15 protein-coding genes are annotated in these 23,960 nt (G+C 43.5%); 9 read left to right on the plus strand and 6 right to left on the minus strand.

Going from position 1 to position 23,960, the window contains the following annotated elements; all coding sequences use genetic code 11:
- Positions 1-62 precede the first annotated feature (62 nt).
- The 3 genes from A3860_RS40840 (at position 63) to A3860_RS39860 (ending at position 7,163) form a co-directional block, all read left to right on the plus strand.
- Positions 63-269, plus strand: a complete 207-nt coding sequence (locus A3860_RS40840) for a hypothetical protein (RefSeq protein WP_143774490.1) — start codon at positions 63-65, stop codon at positions 267-269.
- A 136-nt stretch (positions 270-405) separates the two neighbouring features.
- Complete coding sequence (locus A3860_RS39855; RefSeq protein ID WP_158085504.1) at positions 406-4,980, plus strand: IPT/TIG domain-containing protein; 4,575 nt, start codon at positions 406-408, stop codon at positions 4,978-4,980.
- 1,568 nt (positions 4,981-6,548) lie between these two features.
- The gene (locus A3860_RS39860; protein WP_081156169.1) at positions 6,549-7,163 is read left to right on the plus strand and encodes a hypothetical protein; all 615 of its coding nucleotides are present in this window, start codon (positions 6,549-6,551) and stop codon (positions 7,161-7,163) included.
- 234 nt (positions 7,164-7,397) lie between these two features.
- Here the strand turns inward: A3860_RS39860 and A3860_RS39865 are convergent, their stop codons facing one another.
- Positions 7,398-7,985, minus strand: a complete 588-nt coding sequence (locus A3860_RS39865) for a nuclear transport factor 2 family protein (protein WP_081156170.1) — start codon at positions 7,983-7,985, stop codon at positions 7,398-7,400.
- 295 nt (positions 7,986-8,280) lie between these two features.
- On the opposite strand from A3860_RS39865, the gene A3860_RS39870 reads away from it, so the two are divergent.
- From A3860_RS39870 to A3860_RS39895, 6 genes are all read left to right on the plus strand, one after another.
- Positions 8,281-8,799: a hypothetical protein gene (locus A3860_RS39870; RefSeq protein WP_081156171.1), complete on the plus strand. Its 519-nt coding sequence runs from the start codon at positions 8,281-8,283 to the stop codon at positions 8,797-8,799.
- 45 nt (positions 8,800-8,844) lie between these two features.
- A complete protein-coding gene (locus A3860_RS39875; RefSeq protein WP_081156172.1) occupies positions 8,845-10,050 on the plus strand; it encodes a PDDEXK-like family protein in 1,206 nt (401 codons plus the stop codon).
- Positions 10,051-10,069: 19 nt separating this feature from the next.
- Positions 10,070-10,495 carry a hypothetical protein gene (locus A3860_RS40845; protein WP_143774491.1) on the plus strand — a complete coding sequence of 142 codons (426 nt, stop codon included), beginning with the start codon at positions 10,070-10,072 and terminating at the stop codon, positions 10,493-10,495.
- Positions 10,496-10,777: 282 nt separating this feature from the next.
- Positions 10,778-11,866, plus strand: coding sequence for a Gfo/Idh/MocA family protein (locus A3860_RS39885; RefSeq protein ID WP_081156174.1), 1,089 nt, complete (start codon positions 10,778-10,780; stop codon positions 11,864-11,866).
- A gap of 87 nt (positions 11,867-11,953) precedes the next feature.
- Positions 11,954-12,793 carry a hypothetical protein gene (locus A3860_RS39890; RefSeq protein WP_081156175.1) on the plus strand — a complete coding sequence of 280 codons (840 nt, stop codon included), beginning with the start codon at positions 11,954-11,956 and terminating at the stop codon, positions 12,791-12,793.
- A gap of 60 nt (positions 12,794-12,853) precedes the next feature.
- Complete coding sequence (locus A3860_RS39895) at positions 12,854-14,398, plus strand: lipase maturation factor family protein (protein ID WP_081156176.1); 1,545 nt, start codon at positions 12,854-12,856, stop codon at positions 14,396-14,398.
- Positions 14,399-14,408: 10 nt separating this feature from the next.
- On the opposite strand, the gene A3860_RS39900 is transcribed toward A3860_RS39895, so the two are convergent.
- The 5 genes from A3860_RS39900 to A3860_RS39920 all read right to left on the minus strand — a co-directional run bounded on the left by A3860_RS39900 (position 14,409) and on the right by A3860_RS39920 (position 23,922).
- On the minus strand, positions 14,409-16,571 hold the full coding sequence (locus tag A3860_RS39900) for a S9 family peptidase (protein ID WP_081156177.1): 2,163 nt from the start codon (positions 16,569-16,571) through the stop codon (positions 14,409-14,411).
- 4 nt (positions 16,572-16,575) lie between these two features.
- Positions 16,576-17,781: a M14 family metallopeptidase gene (locus A3860_RS39905; protein WP_216823622.1), complete on the minus strand. Its 1,206-nt coding sequence runs from the start codon at positions 17,779-17,781 to the stop codon at positions 16,576-16,578.
- A gap of 82 nt (positions 17,782-17,863) precedes the next feature.
- A complete protein-coding gene (locus A3860_RS39910) occupies positions 17,864-18,847 on the minus strand; it encodes a TlpA disulfide reductase family protein (RefSeq protein ID WP_081156179.1) in 984 nt (327 codons plus the stop codon).
- Positions 18,848-18,879: 32 nt separating this feature from the next.
- On the minus strand, positions 18,880-20,544 hold the full coding sequence (locus A3860_RS39915; RefSeq protein WP_081156180.1) for a RagB/SusD family nutrient uptake outer membrane protein: 1,665 nt from the start codon (positions 20,542-20,544) through the stop codon (positions 18,880-18,882).
- An 18-nt stretch (positions 20,545-20,562) separates the two neighbouring features.
- Positions 20,563-23,922: a TonB-dependent receptor gene (locus tag A3860_RS39920; protein WP_081156181.1), complete on the minus strand. Its 3,360-nt coding sequence runs from the start codon at positions 23,920-23,922 to the stop codon at positions 20,563-20,565.
- Positions 23,923-23,960: the final 38 nt, after the last annotated feature.

Below are 23,960 nucleotides of genomic sequence, written 5' to 3' on the forward strand. Positions count from 1 at the left end.
ATAGGGAATTTGGGGGATGGGGAGAAGGATTACAGGGCATTAATCAGCTAATCACCAATGCCATGCTCATACGAGGTTCAGTGGTGGCAGGCGGAAAAAAAATGAGCAAAATCTATAATTTAAAAAAAGATTTAGCAAACATAAAAACTGACTTATATATATTTGCGACGCAATTACGTAGCCGCTTTAAGGAATACGGTAATCAACGTTTAAGCGTCACCCCAAAAGTTATCCACTCTCCAATAGAAATACCACTTTTTACTCAATAAAACTTTCAAGATCATGGTGGTATCTATACCAACAGTCCATTGCTGGTTTAATAAATCATTACGTTTTCTTCGGTTTTTGGCTGTTATAGTCATTTTATTACTGCTGCAGTTTTTTAAAACTAATGGGTACGCCCAAATGCGGCAGTTATATGTAGATGTCCGTGATGATAATGAAGTGAAAAAGATCAGTTTTTATTCTCCGGCTGAAGGTTATGTTGGGTTTACCTCATGGATTGGCTTCACGACAGATAGTGGAAGGACTTTTACAAGAAAGTATATTACATACAGTAATGTTGACTTTGGCAGCTATAGTGTTAACCTCACTTTCGGGTTTGGGGTTAGCGGCGTTAAAGCATTTAATAAAGATACACTTATAGTTTTCGGAGACTATGGAGCTGTACCAGCTATTCTATATTCCACGGATCAGGGTAATTCCTTCAGGCTAATTTATCAATCCCAGCTAAACACGCAAAAGAGCCTGGAGGGAAGTGTTAAGGATATGATTTTTCCTACTAACAGAGACGTTGGTTATGCGGTTGAAGCTGACCGGATCATTAAAACTGTAGACAGGGGAAAAAACTGGTTTGTCACATTGAATAGTCCCAACAGTTTTTATGATGTGGTGGAAGCGGTTGATGACAATACTGTTTTCGCCTTCAGCACATATTTCACCAATAAATTCATGAAAACCACCAATGGTGGAACAACCTGGCAGCAGTTAACGGTACCGGCAGGCACCATTACTTATGCTCATTTTATCTCCTCTGGTAAAGGCTGGCTGAATATGAATTATGGAAGTATATATTATACATCCAATGGAGGAACAAGTTGGCAATTGAAAAATGGCAATACTTCTGTTTATGCATTGAAAATGAAGTTTATCAACGATAGCACCGGTTATGCCACGGGTGAGTCATTTCGTATTTATAAAACAACAGATTCAGGTAAGGTGTGGGAGCCTTTACCGCGGGATAATAGTTATGAATACCTGGGTTATGGTCATAATGATCTGCATTTTTGGAATAATAACCAGTTTTGGGCAGGTGGCGGCCATGGTTTTCTCGAGATAACCACCAATGGAGGGGGCATTCCTTTACCTAAGGCATTTTTCAGCATTGATACCACCAACCTCTCCCTAACTGGCATTGTGAAACTGGTTAACTACTCAAAGCCAAATCACCAGTATTTATGGTATAAGAATGATACGTTAATAAGCACAAGTTATCATGCAAGCTATAACCATAAAATCAATAAAAGCTATGACAGTATTAAACTGGTGGTAACGGACGGCTCGCACAGCGATACTGCTATATCAACAATATATTTTAATGTTCCCCCTCCACCACCTATACCCACTATCACTTCATTTAAACCGGCTATAGCACCAAAAGGAAAAACGGTAACCATTACAGGGACAAACCTCACGGGTGCAACCAGTGTCAGTTTTGGGGGTATGCCTGCGAGTTCCTTTACAGTTATTTCTTCAACAAATATAAATGCAGTAGTTGGTAATGGCGCCACTGGTAAGGTCTCGGTTACTACCCCTTATGGAACGGTTGATACCAGCGGCTTTACTTTTATTCCAGCACCAGTAATCAGTGCTTTCACTCCTGCTTTAGGAAGTACCGGCGCCACGGTCACCATTACTGGCTCAAATTTTACCGGGGCTACAGCAGTAAGCTTCGGTGGAATACCGGCGGCGTCTTTTACAGTTGTTTCAGACGGTACCATTACCGCTGTGCTGGCTACAGGCGGCTCAGGAAGTATATCGGTAATAGCACCCGGAGGTACAGCTTCCCTGCCTGGGTTTATTTTTGGTTATCCCCCTGCCATTACAGATTTTACCCCAACAGTGGGGCCTACCGGCACCGTGGTGACTATTAAAGGAAATTATTTTGCGGGTGCAACAGCCGTTAATTTTGGCGGGGTTCCCGCAGCTTCATTTATAGTCAATGGAGATACCAGCATAACAGCTACGCTATTTATAGGCGTCTCGGGTGTAATTACCGTTACCTCCCCATTTGGTACCGGAAGATCAATAGGAGTTTTTACATATGTAGCGCCATTAGCGTTTGATTCATTTTCCCCCACAATAGGCGGCACAGGGACCAGGGTAACTATAAATGGTACCTCTGTTGAGTATGCCACTTCCATAACTATTGGGGGAGTACCTATTCAGTCGATATTTGCTAATAATCTCCACTCAAAAATAACAGTTACTGTTGGGGCAGGTGCTACGGGCGATATAGTGGTTACTACACCATATGGAACAGTAACTAAAGGAACGTTTATATTTTATCCGTTGCCTGTTGTTTCGTCAGTCAGCCCTGCTACAGGTACAGCAGGAACAGAAGTTACTATTACCGGAATGAATTTTGATAGTGTACAGGCGGTAAAGTTTGGCGGAGCCCTGGCTACTTCATTTAAAGTAATTTCCAGTACGATAATTAAAGCAATTATTGGAGAGGGTAATTCAGGGACAGTATCTGTCACCACTCCTGGCGGAACTGGTAGTGGAAACAACTTTACCTTTATTCCTTCGCCTGCCCCCACGATTACCTCATTTACACCTGTTGCGGCGCCTGCAGGCGCAATCGTCAGCATTACAGGCACTAATTTTAAACCTGACGTCAACGGTAATATCGTTTATTTTGGTGCAGTAAAAGCAGTTGTTACAAAAGCAACAACAACCAACCTGGAGGTAATAGTGCCAGTTGGCGCTACTTACGATTATATTACGGTAACCACCTATAATCTGACGGCTGCTACGAGTCAGCAATTTTCCGTTACACCACCAACGTTAAGTGATATTACGCCTGGTTCATTTACCAAAATACCTGATTCTTTGATAACATCCTCAAAGGGTTCAAATTCTGTCTTTATCAAAGACCTGGATGGGGATGGAAAACCTGATATTGTGAGAACGACTTCTAAAGGCATAGTTATATTAAGAAATACCACTACCAATGGCAATATTTCTTTTTCTAAAAAGATCAATTATGCCTTTCTTGATTTTTGCAGTATAGCTACCGTAGGTGATCTTGATGGGGATGGACGGCCTGAGATAGCGGTTGTTCAGGATGTTTTAAATTCGTTGAGAATATTAAGAAACAATAGTTCTGCCGGGAATATAGCGTTTGATACCACTACAAGTATTGGAATTGGCTCAAATCTGTATCATATAAATATTTGTGATATGAATAAGGATGGCAAGCCCGACATTTATTCAATGAACTCCGCAAACGCCAGTATCGATTTTTTAAAAAATACAACCCAGGGAGGAAGCATTTCTTTCAGAGGTGGACCGTCTATTCGTTCTCTCCATGCTATGCCCATACCTGTATCCTGTGATCTTAATGGTGATGACAAACCTGAGATTATTATGGAGTATGATGTGTTTAATGGTAAACCTCCTTCTCTTGCTGTGTTGAGAAATATAAGTAATAATAGTACCATAGCTTTTGCGCCATTAAAGGATATAATAAGCGGAAATTTTCGAAATCTCCTTTCGACAGGCGATATGGATGGGGATGGCAAGACAGATGTGATCATATCAACAACAAACGGATGGTCAGTGTTAAGAAACATTTCCATAGACACAAACTTCTCTTTTCAAAGAACTGATTTTCTAAATAGTTATAGGGTTTCTCCTGCTGTAGGCGATATTGATGGAGATGGCAAGCCTGATATTATTGTTGCCAAAGGAGATTCAATCTCTATATTCAAAAACCTGTCTACACCCGGAAACATATCATTTGTACAAAAGTCAAATTACCCGGTTGGAAGCTGGTTTTACAACGCAATAGTATGTGATTTAAATGGAGATCAAAACCCGGAAATTACCTCAACAAATGATGTGACCGACAAAATGGTTGTCATTTTAGGTAATACAGGTAGTTCCGGAAGCAGTTTGATTCAATTCTGCAACAATAATGGCATTTCCTTGGCGGCAACAACTGCCGGTACTGTTTACCAATGGCAAATGGATTCTGGTTCAGGGTTTGCCAATGTCAATGATAATAGTAATCTGAATGGAACACATGCTTTTGTATTACAATTAAGTAATGTACCTGCTACCTGGACCGGTTACCAATTCAGATGTTTGACAGATGCCATTCCTGGTACCGCATTTAATATTGTTGTCAATAATTCTTCAATACCATCAGTAACCACCAGCGGAAACAATAATGTAAACTCTGGACAAGCCGTTAGTATACTCGCCAATGTTACTAATGGGGGCACTTCGCCAGTATATCAATGGCAGGATAGTACGACCGCTCATACCTGGTTGGATATTTCAGGTGCAACCACAAGTACATTGACTTATACGCCGACTGCAACAGGCAATAAAGTACGTGTTAAAGTAACAAGCAATGCTTCCTGTGCCAGTCCGGCAATGATAATCAGTACGCCGATTACATTTACGGTAAATATGCCAACAGCCATTAATCCGGTACCGGCTGCTAATTATGGCATTCATTTGTACCCAAACCCCGTAACGACTTCGTTGACGATAGATACGCTTTCATTAAGTGACCAATGGCAAACGCTGGAAATTCGAAATGTTGAGGGGGTACAGACGTTTGTTCAGAATATACAAAATCAAACGAAAATAGTTGTTTGGGCTGCACAGTTAAGCAAAGGAATATATGTGGCAGTTTTACGTAAAAAGAATGGGGAGGCTGTATATTTAAAATTCGTTAAGATGTAAATTGAAAAGCCTGTAATAACAGGCAATCTAATAAATCTGGTTCCCAGTATTATCCTGATAAATTGACGGACAAGCGGGTGGAATTGATAGCGTATTAAGTACAATCTTGAATACTGGGAACCATTTTGATTTTTCAATAGTTTTATCGCGCATTCGGCAGTACGCTTTCTCTTATCACGAAATAGCCTCTTCCTAATGGCAGATTGCCTCCCCCATCGGGCAATAGCCCTTCTCCCACTAGAAATTAGCTTCCTCCTGTTAGGTAAAAGTTTCCACCACGTTGGAATTAGCCTTCACTCATTCGGAATTAGCTTCCTCCCGTTGGGAATTAACTACGTTCCATTCGGAATTAACTTCCTGCCGTTAGGTAACAGCTTCCACCAATTTGGAATTAGCCTACACCAATTAGGAATTAGCTTCCTCCCTTTAGGTAACAGCCTCCACCAATTTGGAATTAGCCTACACCAATTAGGAAATAGCTTCCTCCTGTCAGGTAACAGCTTCCACCAACTTGGAACTAGCCTTCACCCATCAGAAGGTACCCTCCACCCATCAGGTGATAGCCTTCTCCCAACAGGGGGCACCACCTTTCCCATCGGGTGATGACTTAATTCCATCGGGTGATCGCTATTTCCCGTTGGGGATTACCCAATCCCAACTTGCGAAGACTTTAATTTGACTGGAAATTTGAAATTCCCAGTTGGAGAGATCAAATTCCGATTTGGTAGAAGGTGCCACCGACAGGAATTATCAAAAAATCGAATTGGAGGAATCAAAAACTACGCGGGGATTTCAAGATACGAATTGCCGGAGGTCTTTTATCAATTGGCGATACTTATATACAGAATGGAAAGGCCATGTTTTGTATCATATTCCAGCTCCCTTATTGATATATGAAACAGGAATTTACAACCGAAATTGATCTTAATCAAGTGTGTTAAATTGGATACCAATTTAACATGCTTAAAAACCCTATTTTAAAAATTCTTCTCCCTGAGAATCAATGTGGTAGCAGGGCTAGTACTAGGGTTACTAGGTTTTTCAATCTGTTTTCTAAATTATATTTGACTTATCAACCAATCAGGGACGGATAAGCGTAGTAAATGCCATGACCATGGTCAGTTTTTTGAGCGAAAGTAAAAGCAAAATTTCTTAACGAAGTTCATTCGTCCCAGGTTTTCCCGAAGCCCGTCCCATGTTTTCCCGAAGCCCGCCCCATTTTTTAAAAACAGATTTCAGGGGTATGTATATTTGTATTGAACAAATGAACAAGATGTATAACCGAACAGATGTGTACTTGCAATTGACAAAGTTCATTTTCGTTATCGCTCCACAAAACAGCTAGCAGCTTGCAATCGGCAACCATTGCATCTGCTCACCCCAGTCGGGGAAACAGGGATGCGATGGACGCAAGGTGACTTCCTTTTGTAATAAGTACGATGGATCCAACAACTTCAGGTGAAGCTCAGCCTTCATTTGTACTGCACTTTCATTGGCCAATGAAGTGATTAAGCCTGATGAGTAGCTTAATTGGAATCTTTATTTTTTAATTTTTAAAACGCTTTTATATGAAACTCAAAATCAAAAGTTCGTATAGAAAAGGTAGTGATACCTATTTGCTTGTATTAACTAACCGGATAAAGGAAAGCCTTAAGGAGAATGCCTATTTCCCTAAGCCAACACCTGAGTTATCAGTTTTGGAGAAGGCTTTTCTTGACTTCCAGGCGGCGAAATCCGTATCCGGCCGTAACGACATGACCCTGTCATCAGCCAAGAACGACAGAAAAGCTGAATTGATCGGGATATTGGACGACCTGGCCGGCTACATTACAACGACCAGTAACGGTGATAGAACCATGCTGTTGAGCAGCGGGTTCGATATCGCCGGGATCAAGGCTGCATCACAAAATCTTGGTCAAATCGAAAAACTGGAAGTTGAGATCGGTCCGCCCGGACAAGCCATTACCCGCATCAAAAAAGTGGCCGGGGCGAAGGCATACATTCACCAGTGTACGCCCGACCCCATCACTTCTGATAGCGAATGGACGAGCGAAACCATTGTTGAAAGCGAAAACACTTTCACTAACCTGAAGTCTATCGCCAAATACTGGTTCCGTGTGATTGCCATCGGCAAGGGCAAGCAAACAGTACATTCAGTGCTTGTTTCGAAAGTGATTCAGTAGGAAGGATCACTACGAAAGGCAGTTAACACCGACCTTGCTTCGTGCTCCGTCGCTGAAGCTTTAGCGCAAGCGACTGAAGCTACGCGAAGGCGCAGCAGGTTCGGGAAGCTGTATAGAAAAACAACCGGCTCTTCTGCAGGGAGCTGGTTGTTTTTATTCTTTGAAAATTTTCAAATCAGAGAAAAAGCCTTCCGTTCCTACATCGACCTATATTACCACCTTCACCGCATTTATTTATTGCAAACCAATTTGCTTTGCATAAGTTTGGTTATCCCAGAAAAGATGTTCTTCTATCATAACGCCATTTTCCCAAATACCAACTGTTGCCATTGGCATTTTGAAAGCCTTGCCAGTCGGTTGAATGTACTTTCCATTTCCAATTGGCATTGGTTTAGTGAATGTACCTTCAAACACACCGGTAACAAGCGTATACTTACCAGAACCAAATTTGATAGGATGCTCTTTAATGCGGGTGTCTGGCGCATGTACAAAAAGTTTTTTCAGGTCTTCAATGTGTTGAGCTATACCTTCTACCATGCGACCATCGGGCCAGAACACCTTTATATTCTGCGCATGACTTTCCTTCAGCCTGTCCCATTTTTGATTACTGAACACATCAAAATCCAGCTCATCAAAGGTTTTGAGGTGACTTGCAATAGTGTCGTTCGATGCGACCAATTGCATCGCTATTTTTTTCAAGCTGTCAATATTCTCTGACGAACCTGCTGTTGAAGGAGTGGATTGCTGACAACTTTGAAAAATACCTAGAGAAAGAATTAGCCCCAGGGCAATCAGCATTGATTGTACGCGTATCTGTTTCATTTGATGGTAGTTTAATAATGTAAATTGTTTTTTGATCCAGTGCTATTCGATTACATAACTGGTTTGAGAATGTAAAACTCCGACAAAGAAGAATGTGCACCAATGACTTGCGTCAAGAAATAGGCTTGATGTAGATTAAGAATTCTGGGTGATGGCCATCGGTAAAGTTTTTATTGTTTTAACAAGAACAACCAGTTAGCTAATCAGGGTTTTTACTTATAACTAAATTTATCGACCCGAAAATTATAATAAAAGGTAAATATCAATCGTATACTAATTCACCTAAAACCAACCCATGAACCCCTTATCAACAATTTTACCAGCTCTTACTGGTTGCATTCTATTCATTTCCTGTAACAATATTCCATCTGCTTCAACTGCTAATACAGCCCAGGTACAAACTGTTGCAGATACAGTCGCAGGGCCTCCCATCAAAACGGCGGCAGAATTAAGGCATGAGTTGTTGGAATCAGAAGCCGCTGACCCGGCAGGTATGTTGTCGATAACAGGCAATATGCAGGAGAATAAAATACAAACACAAAAGCCTGATTTCTTCCATCACTCCCAATATGCCACTGACGGCTATATTATCAAAGGCCTTATCAGAAGTAAGGCATCAGTAGCTACTCTTAAAGATGCTGTTGTACAGATAACCTTCTTAACAGAGACCAATACAGAGCTGGCAACAACAGATTCCAGAGTATATAAATACTTTCCACCCAATGAAGCAACATCTTTTGAGTTGAAGGTATACCCTCCTGAAAACACAAAAAACTTTGAGATGCGGGTAGTTAGTGCAATGGCTGTAAAGTAAACTAGCATCTATCCATCACTTAAGATATATTTTTATCGTTTCCTTATGGTTAAACCTTTAGAAATTTCAAACTTATTCTCATTTGTAAAACGAATAATTGCTCATCAAAAGGAGCTAGAGCGCCTAAAAGGAGAGCAATTCAATATTTTTTCAGTTTTACGTATTGAACGAAGTGAAAATAGCACACATTCAACTTTCTTAGCAGAATTACTCAACCCATCTGGTACCCATTTAAAAGGTGACATATTTCTTAAATTATTCCTTGAAATAGTCAACTGCCCAAATCATTTATCCGTAGGAGAAGCCAAAGTAATTACCGAACACTATATAGGAGAAAGAAATGATATTGAAAAAAGCGGCGGACGGTTGGACATCCTTATTAAGGACAAAAATAATAAGACTATTACGATCGAGAACAAGATCTATGCCGGCGATCAGCCAGGTCAAATAGAACGTTACTGTAATTACAACAAGGGAAACAATAAAGTCTTTTATTTAAGCCTCGATGGAAAAGAACCTTCTATAGAAAGCAAGGGTAATCTGCAGTTAGGACATGACTTTTATCCAATTTCTTATAATAACGAAATAAAAAATTGGTTAGCGCTTTGTCTAAAAGAAGCTGCAGACGCCCCTATGTTAAGAGAATCCATTAAACAATACATAATACTAATAAGGAAAATGACTAGTTCTCCAGACAATCAGCATGAAAACGAGCTAATCGAATTGATAAAAAACAACTATGAAGCCGCCGCATTGGTATGTAGTACAATAATTAAAGCCAGACAAAGTATATCAGACGCTGTAAGGCACGCTGTTCTTGAAAAACTAAAGGCCAATCTGCCTCCTGGTTTAACTGCAGAAGTAGGTGATCGAATTGATGAAAGATATGCCCAAATATGGGTATGGCATAAAGCCTTCTCAAACGACCAGCTATGCTTCGGAATTGAATCCTTCAATGGTACTGGCAATTATAGTGGAAATTTATTTATGGGGGTATTCAATCCTGGCCCCACTTCCAATAGTTATACTGCCGAATTTGGAGAAGCTCCCAAACATTGGTATGAGGTAGAATTTCTTAAACTCGAAGGCGCCCCTATTAATTTCGGCAATCACACATTAATATTAAATATTCAAAATTCATCTGAATTTAAAGAAAGTCTGGAAGATCAGATAGTCGTACAGTTTATAGATTTTATTAAAAAAAGAGAAAAGAAATTGCTGGCCCATTTAAAAGGCATGAATAAACGTTGAAAGTTGTAAAACCTCCATAATGAGTTTTAAGTTTGATCCAAACGTCATCCACAGATATTTAAACTTAATGGTAGATGATCCATTTCATAGATATTGGTCATGGGACTTTTGCTTCAATTCTTTTTCTGAATCAAGAGAGACTAATAAAGATAGTCTTGCTCTTTCTTTGGCTTCCTATTTGGCAAGTTGGGGTATGTATAGAGGTTCAGGAGGATTATTGCAAAAAAATCATCGAATCCATGAGCAAGCAGTTGAAATTATTAACTCTGAAAAGTACGATCTAGTTAGATGTCACAAAAATCTGGAAATCGATCGTTCCCTTATTCCTTTAATTCTTGATTTAAAAGCCTCGATTGGGGCATATTATAATTCTCTTGATTTTATTAGAGGGGGATTAGGTAGACACTTCAAAATTTTACTTTTAATTACATTATTATTATTATAACAAAACCCGCAAAAGATAAGCATGACAATTGAAGAAAAAATTGCAGATTTCAGTAAATGAAGTCTGAAGAATTATAAAATCCCCCACGTTTCCCCCACGCATCACCTCATCTTCCACCAGGATGGACTGATCAACTTCCACAAACCACTCAACCCCGTAACACACAGGTGGCAGATAGCACGGTCCTGAGCCATACACACAAGTAAATTGAGCCATTAGCGAAACAGGCCCTGGTACAGAATGCGAATCTTTGCAATTCAATAAACACAACGTACCTCAATTATGACTAACAAAAAGATCCGTGTTGGAATTATTGGACTGAACCCCGACAGCCAATGGGCTTCCAAATCTCACTTTCCTGCCTTAAAACATTTATCCGATGATTTTGAACTCGTAGGTGTAGCCAATTCTACTTATGAAAGCGCCCTGAAAACAGCGAATGCATTAAATATTCCAATAGCATTCAAAAGTGCAGTTGAATTGATTCATTCCAATGAAATTGATCTGGTAACTATAACGGTGAAAGTATCTTCTCATCTTAATTTAGTAAAAGAAGCGCTATATGCCGGAAAGCACATTTATTGTGAACATCCACTGGGTGTTAATTTAAAAGAAACTATGGAGTTGGCAGAACTGGCTTCCAAATGCAATGTCGTAGCTGCTGTGGGCACACAAATGCCTTTTGCGCCCGAGGTAATTTACCTCGAACGGCTTATTAAAGAGAATTATCCCGGCAGGGTACTTTCTACTTCGCTTATTGGTTCTGGTATCTTCTGGTCAAATGAAACAATGGCCAGCCTCTATTATATGTACGATAAAGCGGCAGGCGCAACAATGCTCAACATTCCTCTGGCGCATACGCTTACCGGCTTCCAGAAAGTGCTGGGCCCCATCAATACACTTAAAGCAAAAATGATAAGCAATTTCAGCACCGTTAAAATTAAAGATACAGGTGAAGTGAAACCTAAAACTGCCGAAGATCAAATAATGATAATTGGAGATCTAAAAAGTGGCGCTGCTTTTAGCATCCATTACCGGGCAGGCATGTCAAAAGGCACCAACTTCCTTTGGGAAATAAACGGTACAGAAGGCGATATCCAGGTAACCGGCAACCTTGGTCATGGTCAATTTGCCCAACTAACTATTATGGGCGCCAGGCACGATGAAAAAACAATGACAAAACTGGATCCGCCCCGGGAATTGATGGCGGGTTTACCGGAAGGTTTGCTGGCCCGCAATGTGGCAAACTTATATAAAGCCATCGCCTATGATATAAGAAATAATACACATACAGCTCCTTCGTTTAGTGATTCAGTGAGCCTTTTTACATTATTGAATGCAATCGAAGCGTCTGGTGCTGCCGCTTCATAAATTAATTATCAATGATTCGAATTTCTTTAACATTCATCACTGGCCCCTACCCTTTTTTCCCCGCAAAATTCATCTTATGTTTGTCTCATGCACCTCCTGAGATTATTTACAACCATCACTTTTCTGATTGTATTCTCCCTCCAAAGCGCTGCCCAGGGAAAAATTGACCAGTCAAAAGAAGAGCTGAATAAAAGAAATAAAACCGTAAAGGGTAGCCAATCAGACCAATCAGTTCACTCATATAAAAGCGATGAACAAAAATCATTTGGTGAAATAATGTTCCAGGGCGTCGCCACAGGCCTTGCCTACCTTACCTGGTATTCAACCATAGGCGTTTATAAACTGGAAGATCACTTACACAGCAACCTTACAAAATACCCCTATTACAACAACCAGTCGGGCAATTATGAAAGCACCGATTCGGTCTATAATTCAAAACTCCATTTCCGTTTCGACCTGGATTATCATTTTCTTTATTCTAACAAAAACCTGATCGGTAATTATTTCAAATGTAACATTCGCCCCTTTCAATATTTTTACCTGCAGGGACAATACCATCGGTTGACAGAACATAATACTGACCACACGTATTCTAACCTTTCCCTGTTCAACGCTTATTTTTGTTACGACCGGTTAAGATTTGAAAGATTCAACGTGGGCTGGAAAGCCGGCCTATGTTACATCGCTGATAATATTAACAGAGGTGGGTTTTCTTTTGGGTTAGATGGAGAAGCATTTTTGATAAAACCGGTTAGTGTATATATATCAAAACAATGGGGTGCTATTAATACTAAACCCGTCAATCAATTTGAAGTTACCGGAAAGCTTCATTTAAAAAGATATAACATCCACCTGGGCTATGAACATTTAAAAATAGCCAGCCCCGTATACGATTATGTGCTTGCAGGGGCAGGTGTTCGTTTATAAGCCCCTATGGCACCCGGTTTGCAGCAAAGTAAGTACCTTGTTCACCGTAAGCCATAGTATATGAACAACGAAACAGACATTGCATGGCAACCACCCGTTGAGGAACGCGCGGCCCCCCGTTACTGGCTCACCCGTTTTATGATCCTTCGTTTGCTGGGTGTCATTTACGCCATCGCCTTCCTGGTGGCCATCAACCAGGTGCTTCCCCTCATTGGCGCTCATGGCTTGCTTCCCATGGAGGTATTCATAAAAAAAGTGAACCAATGGCTTGGTTCAACCGGCGCCAGCTTTATTAAACTACCCTCCCTTTTCTGGTTCTGGCATTCCGACACCGCCTTGCTTACAGTCGCATGGACCGGTTTCATTTTATCGTGCCTCGTGGCGGCTGGCTTTGCCAATGCCATCATCATGGCGCTGTTGTGGGCGCTGTATTTATCGCTGGTTCATATAGGACAGGAATGGTATGGCTATGGCTGGGAAATACAACTTTGTGAAACCGGTTTTCTGGCCATCTTTCTTTGTCCGCTCCTCGACATGCGCCCCTTTCCCCGCCGGGCGCCTCCTTTTCTCATTATAGTTTTATTTCGCTGGCTGATCTGCCGGCTTATGCTGGGGGCCGGATTGATCAAGCTTCGGGGTGATGCCATCTGGCGCAACAGTACGGCACTGTATTATCACTTCGAAACCCAACCCATTCCCGGTCCGCTCAGCCGCTGGTTCCATTTTCTGCCGCATTCCGTATTGAGGACCGGCGTATGGTTCAACTGGCTGGCCGAACTGGTAGCCCCGCTGTTCGTCTTCTGGCCGCGCCTGGCAAGGCATATAGCCGGTGTGGTGATCATCCTGTTTCAGTTAACGCTTATTATCAGTGGCAATCTTTCTTTTCTGAACTGGCTAACCATCGTTCCGGCACTCGCCTGTTTCGATGACGGTTTCTGGGCAAAACTGCTTCCCAAATGGCTTGTACGTAAAGCCGAAGCTGCAGACAAAACCGTTGAATATTCAAAGCCCATGCGCACGACCGCCCTTGTAATAACGGTGATCATTGGCCTGCTCAGCATTCAGCCGGCCATTAACCTGTTGTCTTCAAAACAGATCATGAACACCTCCTTCGATCCATTTGACCTGGTGAATACCTATGGCGCTTTCGGCAGTGTGGGAACAGAACGCTTTAATGTTGTATTTGAAGGAACGATGGATAACGATTCAACCGATAAGGCACATTGGGAGCCATACATCTATAAAGGACTCCCGGTATTACTTAACCGGCGTCCGCCGCAAATTGCGCCTTATCAGTTACGGCTCGACTGGCAAATGTGGTTCGCGGCTATGTCTACTGTAGATGATTATCCATGGACGGTACACCTCGTGTACAAATTGCTGCACAACGATCCACTGGCAACCGGTTTGTTTGCCCAAAATCCATTTCCCGGCAAGCCACCCCGGTATATCCGGGCTGTACTGTACCGCTACCGCTTTGCCAAACCGGGTAATGCGCAAGGCGCCTGGTGGACGCGGGAGCAACCCAGCCTTTGGTTGCCGCCTTTATCAGCCGATGATCAACGTTTGCTTAATTTCCTAAAAGGGCAAGGGTGGTTGCGGTAATAGCAGCCTGTCAATTGCCAATATACCTCCTAAAAAATTCATAAGTACGCAGCATTTGATCAATACGCTGGCGCACATCGCCACTGCGTACCAACTCATGACTGGCTCCGGGCTGTTGCACATATTCAACTGGCCGGCCCAGTACCTTCAGGCTCTTGTATAACATTTCGCTCTGGGTTAAGCCGGTACGAAGATCATTTTCGCCATGAAAAATAAGTAATGGCGTGTGAATGTTTGTCACATAGTTAACCGGCGATTGTTCTCTCAGCACCCGCTGCACTTTCTCCTGCCATGGATATCCCCCAAAATAACGGGGCACCATTCTCCAAACGTTTGCTTCACCGAAAAAGGTGCTGAAATCATACACACCCCGTTGGCTGCTGGCAGCCCGGAAACGATGGTCATGACTGATGATCCAGGTAGTTAAATAACCTGCGTACGATCCGCCGCTGATTAACAAATTTGATGTATCTGCCCATCCCTGCGCCACGGCCATTTTCAACGCCATCAGTACATCACTGGCCGGCCCGGGGCCCCAGTCATTAATATTTGCTTTTAAAAAACGCTCCCCATAACCGGTAGACCCTCTCGGGTTACAATACACCACCCCAATACCTTTACCGCAAAAAAACTGGAACTCGTGCCACATCGATTCCTCACCGGGCCCCCACATAGAAGCAGGCCCCCCATGCATTTCCAGCAGCAACGGAAATTTCTTTCCCCGCTCGAAGTTTACCGGTTTCATAACCCAGCATTCTACCTCCATTCCCTGGCTGTTTTTAAAAATTACTTTCTGCGGAACGCTGATGAGCTTACCGGCAAGCCAGGCGGTATTTAAAGAGGTGGCAGCAATTTCGTTCTTTGCAATCGTATCGGCAATAAAAAGCTCCGAGGGATTTACTGCACTTGTTTTAGCATATACAAGGTGATTGGCACAAATGTCGTAATCCGTTATGCCTTCTTCTTCCGATGTTAATTTTAAGGGTTCTCCCTTTACAGTGCTTACTTTATATAAACTGGCCCCGCCATTGTTGCCAGATACAAAATAAATATATTGTTCATCAGGCGCGAACCGCACATTGCCTGTTGGCCGATCCAGGTTTACCAACCTGTCCTTTGCTGCGGGTTGCTGCCAGTCGATAATATGTAACGATGGTTGATTCACTGTGCCGGGAAAACTTTGCTGATAAACCAGCCATTTGCCGGAAGGCGATACCGCTGCAACTGAAAATGCCATTGCCGGTTTTGCCAACAACGGGGTTGAACGCGAACCATCCGTTGACAGCACATACACCTGTTCCTCCAATGTTTCAGCGGGATGCAGCCGCTCATTTACTTTGGCGTTCACGATCAGCGTTTCATTGCCGGCAAAAAAAGGATTCGAGAATGAATAGCATCCTTTGGATACAGCTGTTGGCATTGCTTCGGCTGTTGTGTCGACTATAAAGATATGCGACAACCTGATCTCGCTGGAAGTTGCTGTTTCGCCCTGAAACTGTACATGGTCAATAACCTTCGCCTTTTTATCAGTTTCGTTCCTGAATAAATATGCTCTTATTTCTGCAAGTTCTCCATCGGGATCGCCTTTGGCTTTTTGAGGCAGCATATACCCGTTACCGGTAAAACCGGGTTTGCCCCCGCTCCAGGTTGGCACCAGCTTTTGTGGATTCAATACCGTATCCTTAATATAGCTCAGCAACGGAATAGAACTGGTGAATACAATCCGCCGGCCATCGGGGCTCCACTTTGGATTGGTAGCTCCATACCTGAAATGCGTCAATTGATGTATTATACCGGTAGCCAGGGTATATATAAATATCTGGGACTGCCCCTTCACAGTTTTGGTATAGGCAATTTGTTCACCCGAAGGGCTATAAGCAGGCCTTGTTGCATTTTCTTTTGACGAATCCATCAAACGGGGCTCCCCTTTACCGGTCAAATTAACCAGCCAGATATGCGTTTGATAATTATAATCCAGTGTACTGTTTGAATCGGGCTCAATACTGCTTACTGTAAACACTGCCTGTTGTGCATCAGGCCTTATTTCAACATCGCCGGCCTTCCGGATCTTTACCATATCGGTTACTGCAACCGGTGCTTTTATTGATTGTGCATGGGCAATATTGCCAACCAGTAACAGGAGCAATACAAATCTGAATAGGCGGTTTCTCATATTATCAATTAACTTTCTGTAGTAACATTTCCATTAAGGCAGTGGCAGCCACTTTGCTTTTTTGCTGAATAAAATCACGGGAAGTTTTATCACCTATTTCATACACCAGTGCTTCCGTTCCGTAGGTCTTAAACAAATAACTGAACGAAGTATAGGTTGGCCCTTCACTGTAAAGCGGTTTAACATTAGGTGTATAACCAGGTATACGCTCACGCAACTGATCGAGCCAGGCCGGAATAAAACCAGGCAATACGCCATTTAATTTAGGATCGACCAGGTAAAAAATATCATCATAGGTGGAATGAAAATCGAGCCCAAACCATAACTTATTATTTTTATCACCCAGTTCTTTCTGCAGGAAGTCACGCACCGCTCTTGTTTCCGGTTGATTAAAAGCAGCCCAGTCGCGGTTAAGGTCAACCCCACCGGCATTGTGCCGCCAAAAGCCTTCGTCGACCCCATCGGGGTTCATCATTGGTACCAGGTAGATCAGGAATTGTTCGCGGAACTTTTTAGCCAGGGGCTCATCACCGTTCAGGTTCTCTATAAAGGCCTGCATGGCCAGTTGCCCGGTCACTTCAGGCGGGTGCTGTCTTCCTATGATCAGCATGCGGTTTTTAGAAGCCGGGTTTCCTATTTTCAACAAAGTGACCGGCCTTCCGGCATGCGTTCTGCCAATATCGGTAACCGTAACCCCGGGTTTACGGCTGATCACTTTTACCCACTCCTTCACCCGGCGGGAGGTATACAATTCCTGCGCCGCCACCCAGGTGGTGTCCCTGCTAACGGTTAAATGAAACCGGTACTCGACAGGCAAAGAATCAGTTTCGAAGATCTTTTTTGCATCCGGCCCTTCAATAGAAAGCCAGTCGTGGCCATTCTTACTGAGCCTGGGCGCATACCGGTGGCGAATGCCCTGTTGATAGGTGAGTACGATAGTAATAGCCTGTGGCCGCTTTGACCATACTTTAAATGCGTACCACGGACTTTCATTTACCGGTGTATTCTCTGATGTGATCAATGCCGAGAAAGTAGAATCATTTATACGGGCCACGCCGTTGAGCCGCCCGCCTTCAAAATCATTATCAAAAAACACCTCACTTCCCGGAAATGAAAACAGGCCCTTCCATTGCTTTTGCACAGGGCGGTCTTCTGTTGATACGCCTTTTATTGGCCCCTGTCCCTGAAATTGCCTGGGAGCCTGTGCCATTATTTTTCCGGCAATGGTTATACAGATAAAAAAAACAATTCGATTACAATTCATACGATCTTCTAAAAAATAGTAGCGATCATTAATGGTTCAACAATTCGTCCAGCTTCTTTTGCAATTCCTCGCCCCGCAGGTTCCTGGCCACAATGATACCATGTTCATCGATCAGGAAATTCGATGGAATGGCGCGAACACCAAAAGTTTTTGCGATCTCACTGTTCCAATAATTCAATTCAGACACCTGTAACCAATTGAGGTGATCGTTTTCAATGGCCTTTATCCAACTGTCCCTGCTTTTATCGAGCGATACGCCAAATACATTAAATCCTTTATCCTTATACTTTTGAAAGGCAGCCACCACGTTTGGATTTTCTTTCCGGCAGGGCGCACACCAGGATGCCCAGAAATCGATGAGGGTATATTTCTGATAATGCGCCGACAGCTTTACCGGCGTTCCCTCAGGGCTATTGCCAATAATATCGGGGGCTTTTTTTCCTACCGCCAGTCCGTTTAATGTACGAACCAGTTCTTTCAGTGTATTTACATATGCTGTATTATGCAAAGAAGGGTCGAGCAATGCGATGTTTTCCTCAATTTGCGCAGGCGTTAACCTGTACGAATAGTTGCGATATAAAATATAAGCCGTAACCAGAGAAGCAGGGTGCGCTTTGATATAGTCGCTTATATTTATAGCAGGTTCCTTTTTAAAGTCATTGAACTGGTCCTGCAGCACCGACCCCTTTACCAATGAGGTACTGTAGCCTTTTGCTGAATCAAGTTGTACCGAAATTTTTTCCTTATCTAAAAATATATAAAGAGGAACGCGGTTGGTGTCAATGCTTACCCCATACAATTCAGGGAGCAGCAAAGCTGTATGAAATTCGAACTTCCCTTTTTTAACACGCGCCGAATCTACTGTATGAAAGATCTTGTTATCGAACTTTTGCAGGTATACCATGGCAGGTTGCGCGTTCAGCACTTCCCCACTCAGGTTGAGTGTAGTTGTTTGCGCCTGGCTTGCTATTGAAAGCAACCAGATGATCACTAATGTACTCCAGTATTTCATAATCGAATGGTGTTTAAATTTCGTAATCAATATCAGTACGATGGATTTTGTGTAACGATGCCGTTTAATGAATTGGTTATTTCCGTAGCCGGCAACGGCCATAAGAAGCGGTAATCTGTATTCCCTATAGCGGCTTGCGCTTTGGGAATACTGGAATAGGCAGCGCTGCCACTATACAATGTTTTGAAATTGGCAGCAGTGATGCCCGACGCCAATACCTTGGCGGGTATGCCAGCGGTAGTGGCGCCTGAAGTGCCGGATAATACCGCATTATTAAACTGCGGGTCAAGCGACAACCGGTGAATATCGCCCCATCTTTTACCTTCCCCCAAAAATTCTATCCGGCGCTCAGCCAGCACCGCCTTAATAAATTCTGCAGGGGTCGCAAATGAGGCTATTGTATATTGACTGGCTGTAGCGGTAACAGCCCGGTTTCTTACTGCATTGAGGTAAGAAAGTGCGGTGGCATCAACGGTACCATTCACCCGGGCATAGGCTTCTGCCATGGTAAGCAATACCTCTGGGTATCTTATTTGTGGCGCATCATCGCCCCAGGAAGCATCGCGATACTTGGTGGTGAAATACATGGGCTTTTTGCCGCTGGGCGCCGTAGAAGGATCGTTATTGGTAAAGTTGGGAGTTACCAGGCTCCTTCTGAGATCAGCCGCATTCCAGTACGACAGGTTCCAGATAATGGGGCTGATACCGATCAAACCGCGTGCACCAACGGAGGTACCATTGCTACCATACATACTTTGCATGGCACCGCTTACACTGCCGTTATCTGTAGCTGTATTTTCAATGGAAAAAACATTTTCAACAGAAGTGTTGTTTGCAAAAGGTCCGTCGGGTGTGGAAGTAAGTTTCCATCCCCCGATGGGACTGGAGAAAACCGTACCGTTGGAGCTGATAATTTTGCCGCCTGCAGTAAGCACATCCGCCCATTTTCCCTCGTGCAGATATACACGCATTTCCAATGCTATGGCAGCCGCTTTGGTGGCCCGGTAATTTATATTGGCCGTGCGGGTGGCAGGAAGATTGGCTTCCGCAAAAACAAGATCATCTTCAATGAACTTATAGCAATCGGCCACCGAACTTCTTGCCACCGCATTTGCCTTTGCAATGGTAGCATCGCTGTTGATCGCAAAATCACGTATAACAACACCCAACTGGCTCCCCTGCCCGTCTGCATAAGGCCGCGCAAATTCAATCAGCAACTGGTGCATGGCCAACGCCCGCAAAAAGCGGCATTCGGCAATATAGGCGTTCCCTTCCCCCTGCGTAACTACATTCGCTGTAATAGAATTGTTCACCCCCTCAATGACCACATTGGCTTTATTGATGAGTGTGTAACAGTTATTCCACATATTATAACAGTTGGGCGAATTACTGGTATAGGTGTTGTTATAGGTTATCTGGTAAAAAGACTCCATATTTATTACATCTTCGCCCCGCAGATCGTCCTGCTCTATGTTAGCCGCGCCAAAGGGATATCCCCTGGGCGCAAGTCCTTCCGGATAAAAACCGGTTTGAGCGGCATCATATACCCCCGCAATCGCCAGTTCAATCCTGTCTTTCGCTGTGTAAATCGTTTCATCGGTAAAAGCCGTATAAGGTGTTATTTCCAGTGTTTTCCTGCAAGACAGTATACCTGCCGCAAAAATCAAAATGTATATATAGGTGATCGCTTTTTTCATTGTAGTTCAATTTGCGTTTTAGAAACCAAGGTTTACTCCAAAAGAAAAAGACCTGATAATGGGTATGGCAGTACCCGAAGCCCCTGTTTCACTGATGAGATCGGGATCGAGCCCTTTAAACCTCGTCAGGGTTACCAGGTTTTGCCCGGTCACATATACGCGTAGTGACGACAGATAACCTGCAATGCGCCTGATGGCCGTTTTATCTAAAGTATAGGATAAGGTGGCCGTTTGCAGCCGCAGGTAATCTCCTGATTGCACCCACCGGTCGCCCGGCGAAAGATTGATAAATGCCTCTTTGCCATACCACAATTTGGGCACATCTGTTATGGTGTTTGTTGGCGTCCATCTGTTCAGGATGTCAACCCCATTGTTCTTGAACTTCTGATTGAGCAATGTTCTTTCAAGGCTATTGTCGATCTTATTGCCGCCCGAAAAACGGATGAAAGCATCGAGGCTGAAGTTTTTATAACTCAGGCTGTTGGTTATTCCGCCATACCAGGTAGGCGTAGGTGAACCCAGCATCGCTTTATCATCATCTGTAAGCGTGGTGGTGCTGGTCATGGTATTGTCGGTCTTTGAATCGGCATAGTAATACAACTGGTTCGAAATATTTCCCTGTATTAAACGGCCATCTGCCTTGTAATACATGGGATTGCCGTTCATTTCGTTCACCCCCGCGTACCGGTAGCCGATCATGGCGTATAAAGGCGCCCCCTCTTTGATCAAATAGGAACTGCCGTTAATGGTTTGCCCCTGGTATAATTTGGTAACCTTATTATTTACTTTCGTGAAGTTGGCATTGACCGACCAGGTAAGACCAGATTGTTTGATCACATCAGCGCTAACCGTTAATTCAATACCATGGTTAACCATAGCCCCGATATTCCTTGTTACGGAATTACCCGGAATACCAAATGAATTGGGATAGGTAACGTCCATTACAAGGTTATCGATATTATTTTTGAACCAGTCGAAGGCAACCGTAATGCGGTTATTAAGAATACCTGCTTCCAGTCCGGCATCATACTTTTTACTGGTTTCCCATTGCAATGAACTGTTGCCGACGTTGGTGATGCTGATACCGTTCTCAGCGCCATATGGACTGGCCCCATAAGTGCTCAGGTAAGGAAAACCGGTTAACGCATTACCCACTTTACCATAACTGGCCCTTATCTTCAACGAGGGAATAATACGATCAATGCCTGCGTGTTTCCAGAAATCTTCATCAGATGCCCGCCAGCCAATGGAAGCGCCGGGAAAAGTACCAAAGCGATGTTCATTGGCCAGGGACGACAAGCCATCGCGCCGGATAGTTAATCCCAGTAAATATTTACCTGCATAATCATAGTTCAACCGGCCGAAATAGGATAAGAAACTTCCTTCTGAATAACTACCGCCCGACAATTGCGTAGTATAGGTACCGGTTATCAGGTTCTGTTGCTGAAAAAAGTAATTGGAGAAACCCGAACCGCCGGCCATGGCGTTTTTATAGGTATTTTTCTGCACCTCATTACCTGCCGTAAGCGTGATATTGTTCCGGAGAAAACTTTTGGTATAAGTTATATAGTGTTGCAAATTGTATACAGAGCGGTTAATGGTCGTATTTTTTACCAGTCCGCTATAACTATATCCATCACCATGGCGGGAGTCGAGTGCATAGAAATCGTACCCTTCTTCTATATCTACCCCACCCTGTATACGATATTTCAGACCAGGTAACAAGGTAAGCTCACCATAGGTTGTATTCAGGATACGGTATTTGTCAATTGAATATTTATCGTTGTTTAAAGAAAACAGGATATTCGGGTATGCATCATCAATGGTTTGCAAATTGGCGCCGGCGCCCAATGATTTGCCATCACCCGACAAATTATAGCCGGTAGCATTGGCGGCATCGTACGGACTTACATTAGGTAGCGCAATCAGGGAATTGGTAATGATAGTTGACAATCCCGAACTGTTGTTTACGCCTACGTTCCTGAGTTTGGTAACACTGGTGCTTGTTCCTATTTTAAATATTTTGTTTACCTGGTGATCTACATTCGCTCTTATTCCATACCGGGTGGTGGCGTTTTTGATCACTGCGCCCTGCTGCGCCAGGTAGTTCACCGAAAAGAAATACGTGGTTTTGTCGGAACCGCCGCTAATACCCAGGCTATGGCTTTGCGAGAAGGCATTCTTATGATAAATAAGATCCTGCCAGTCGGTATTTGTGTTGCTGGCATCCATTACAGCCGGGTTGGTGGTAACGCCTGAATTAGTATATTTTTCATTGGCGATCTCAACAAATTGCTGTGCGTTCAACAACTTAGCCGTTTTCACCGGTCCCGAGAGGGAAGCATAGGCATCATAATTCACTTTCAACTGTCCCTTACTGCCATGCTTGGTAGTGATGAGCACCACTCCATTGGCCGCCCGGGAACCATAAATAGCCGAAGCGGCGCCATCTTTCAACACATCCATTGAAAGGATGTCATCGGGGTTTATATCAGCCAGCGCATTGGTAGTGGTGTTACCGCCCATATCGCCGGTTGAAACAGGCACGCCATCAATAACGATCAACGGATCGCGGGAATTATTAATAGAATTTATACCTCTTATCCTGATACGGGGATTTGAGTTGGTGTTGCCACTGTTCACCGTTACCTGTACGCCGGCCGCCCGGCCGGCCAGTTGTTGATCAACACTGGTGGTTGACAGGTTGGCCACCTGCCCCATATCTACTTTAGTAATTGACCCCGTTACCGATCTTGACAACTGGGAGCCATATCCAACAACGGTCACTTCGTCGAGTTTGCGGACGCTTGGAGATAACTTTACACTCACCTGTTCCTTTCCTTTGACTACTATCACTTCTGAAGTATAACCAACATAAGTAAATTTCAGGGTAGCACTGGAGTTTGCCACTGTTATCTTAAAATTCCCTTCTCCGTCAGTCAGCGTTTTGTTTTTATCAACGCCTTCTTCGCTGACGAATACGCCTGCCAGCGGTTGTCCCTGGTCGTCGGTAACCTTTCCTTTTACCTCTACCGGGTCGGCACTGGCTAACGGGACCGGTTTGTCTTTACTATCAGCGATATTATCCTTCCTGTAAAGCGAAATGGTTTTCCCTTCCAACCGGTATGAAAGCCCCTGGCCGGTCAGCACCTGGGTCAGAAAAGAGTTGAGTGGCGTATTGACCACAGATACCGTTACGGGCCTGGTATTGTTCCAGACCGAACGATTGCCAAAAACAGAATATCCTGTTTGTTTTTCTACAATACCCATTACCTCTTTGAGGGCCATGTTCTTTACTGAAATAGAAACGGTTTGTGCAACAGGAGTTGCATGCACAGCCATTGAGGCCGTGAAAAATAAAATTGTAAGCAATCTCATAAGAACGCTGTTTTGGTTAGGAACCCGGCGCCACACTT

This window comes from Niastella vici, from assembly GCF_002077945.1.
Classification (GTDB): domain Bacteria; phylum Bacteroidota; class Bacteroidia; order Chitinophagales; family Chitinophagaceae; genus Niastella; species Niastella vici.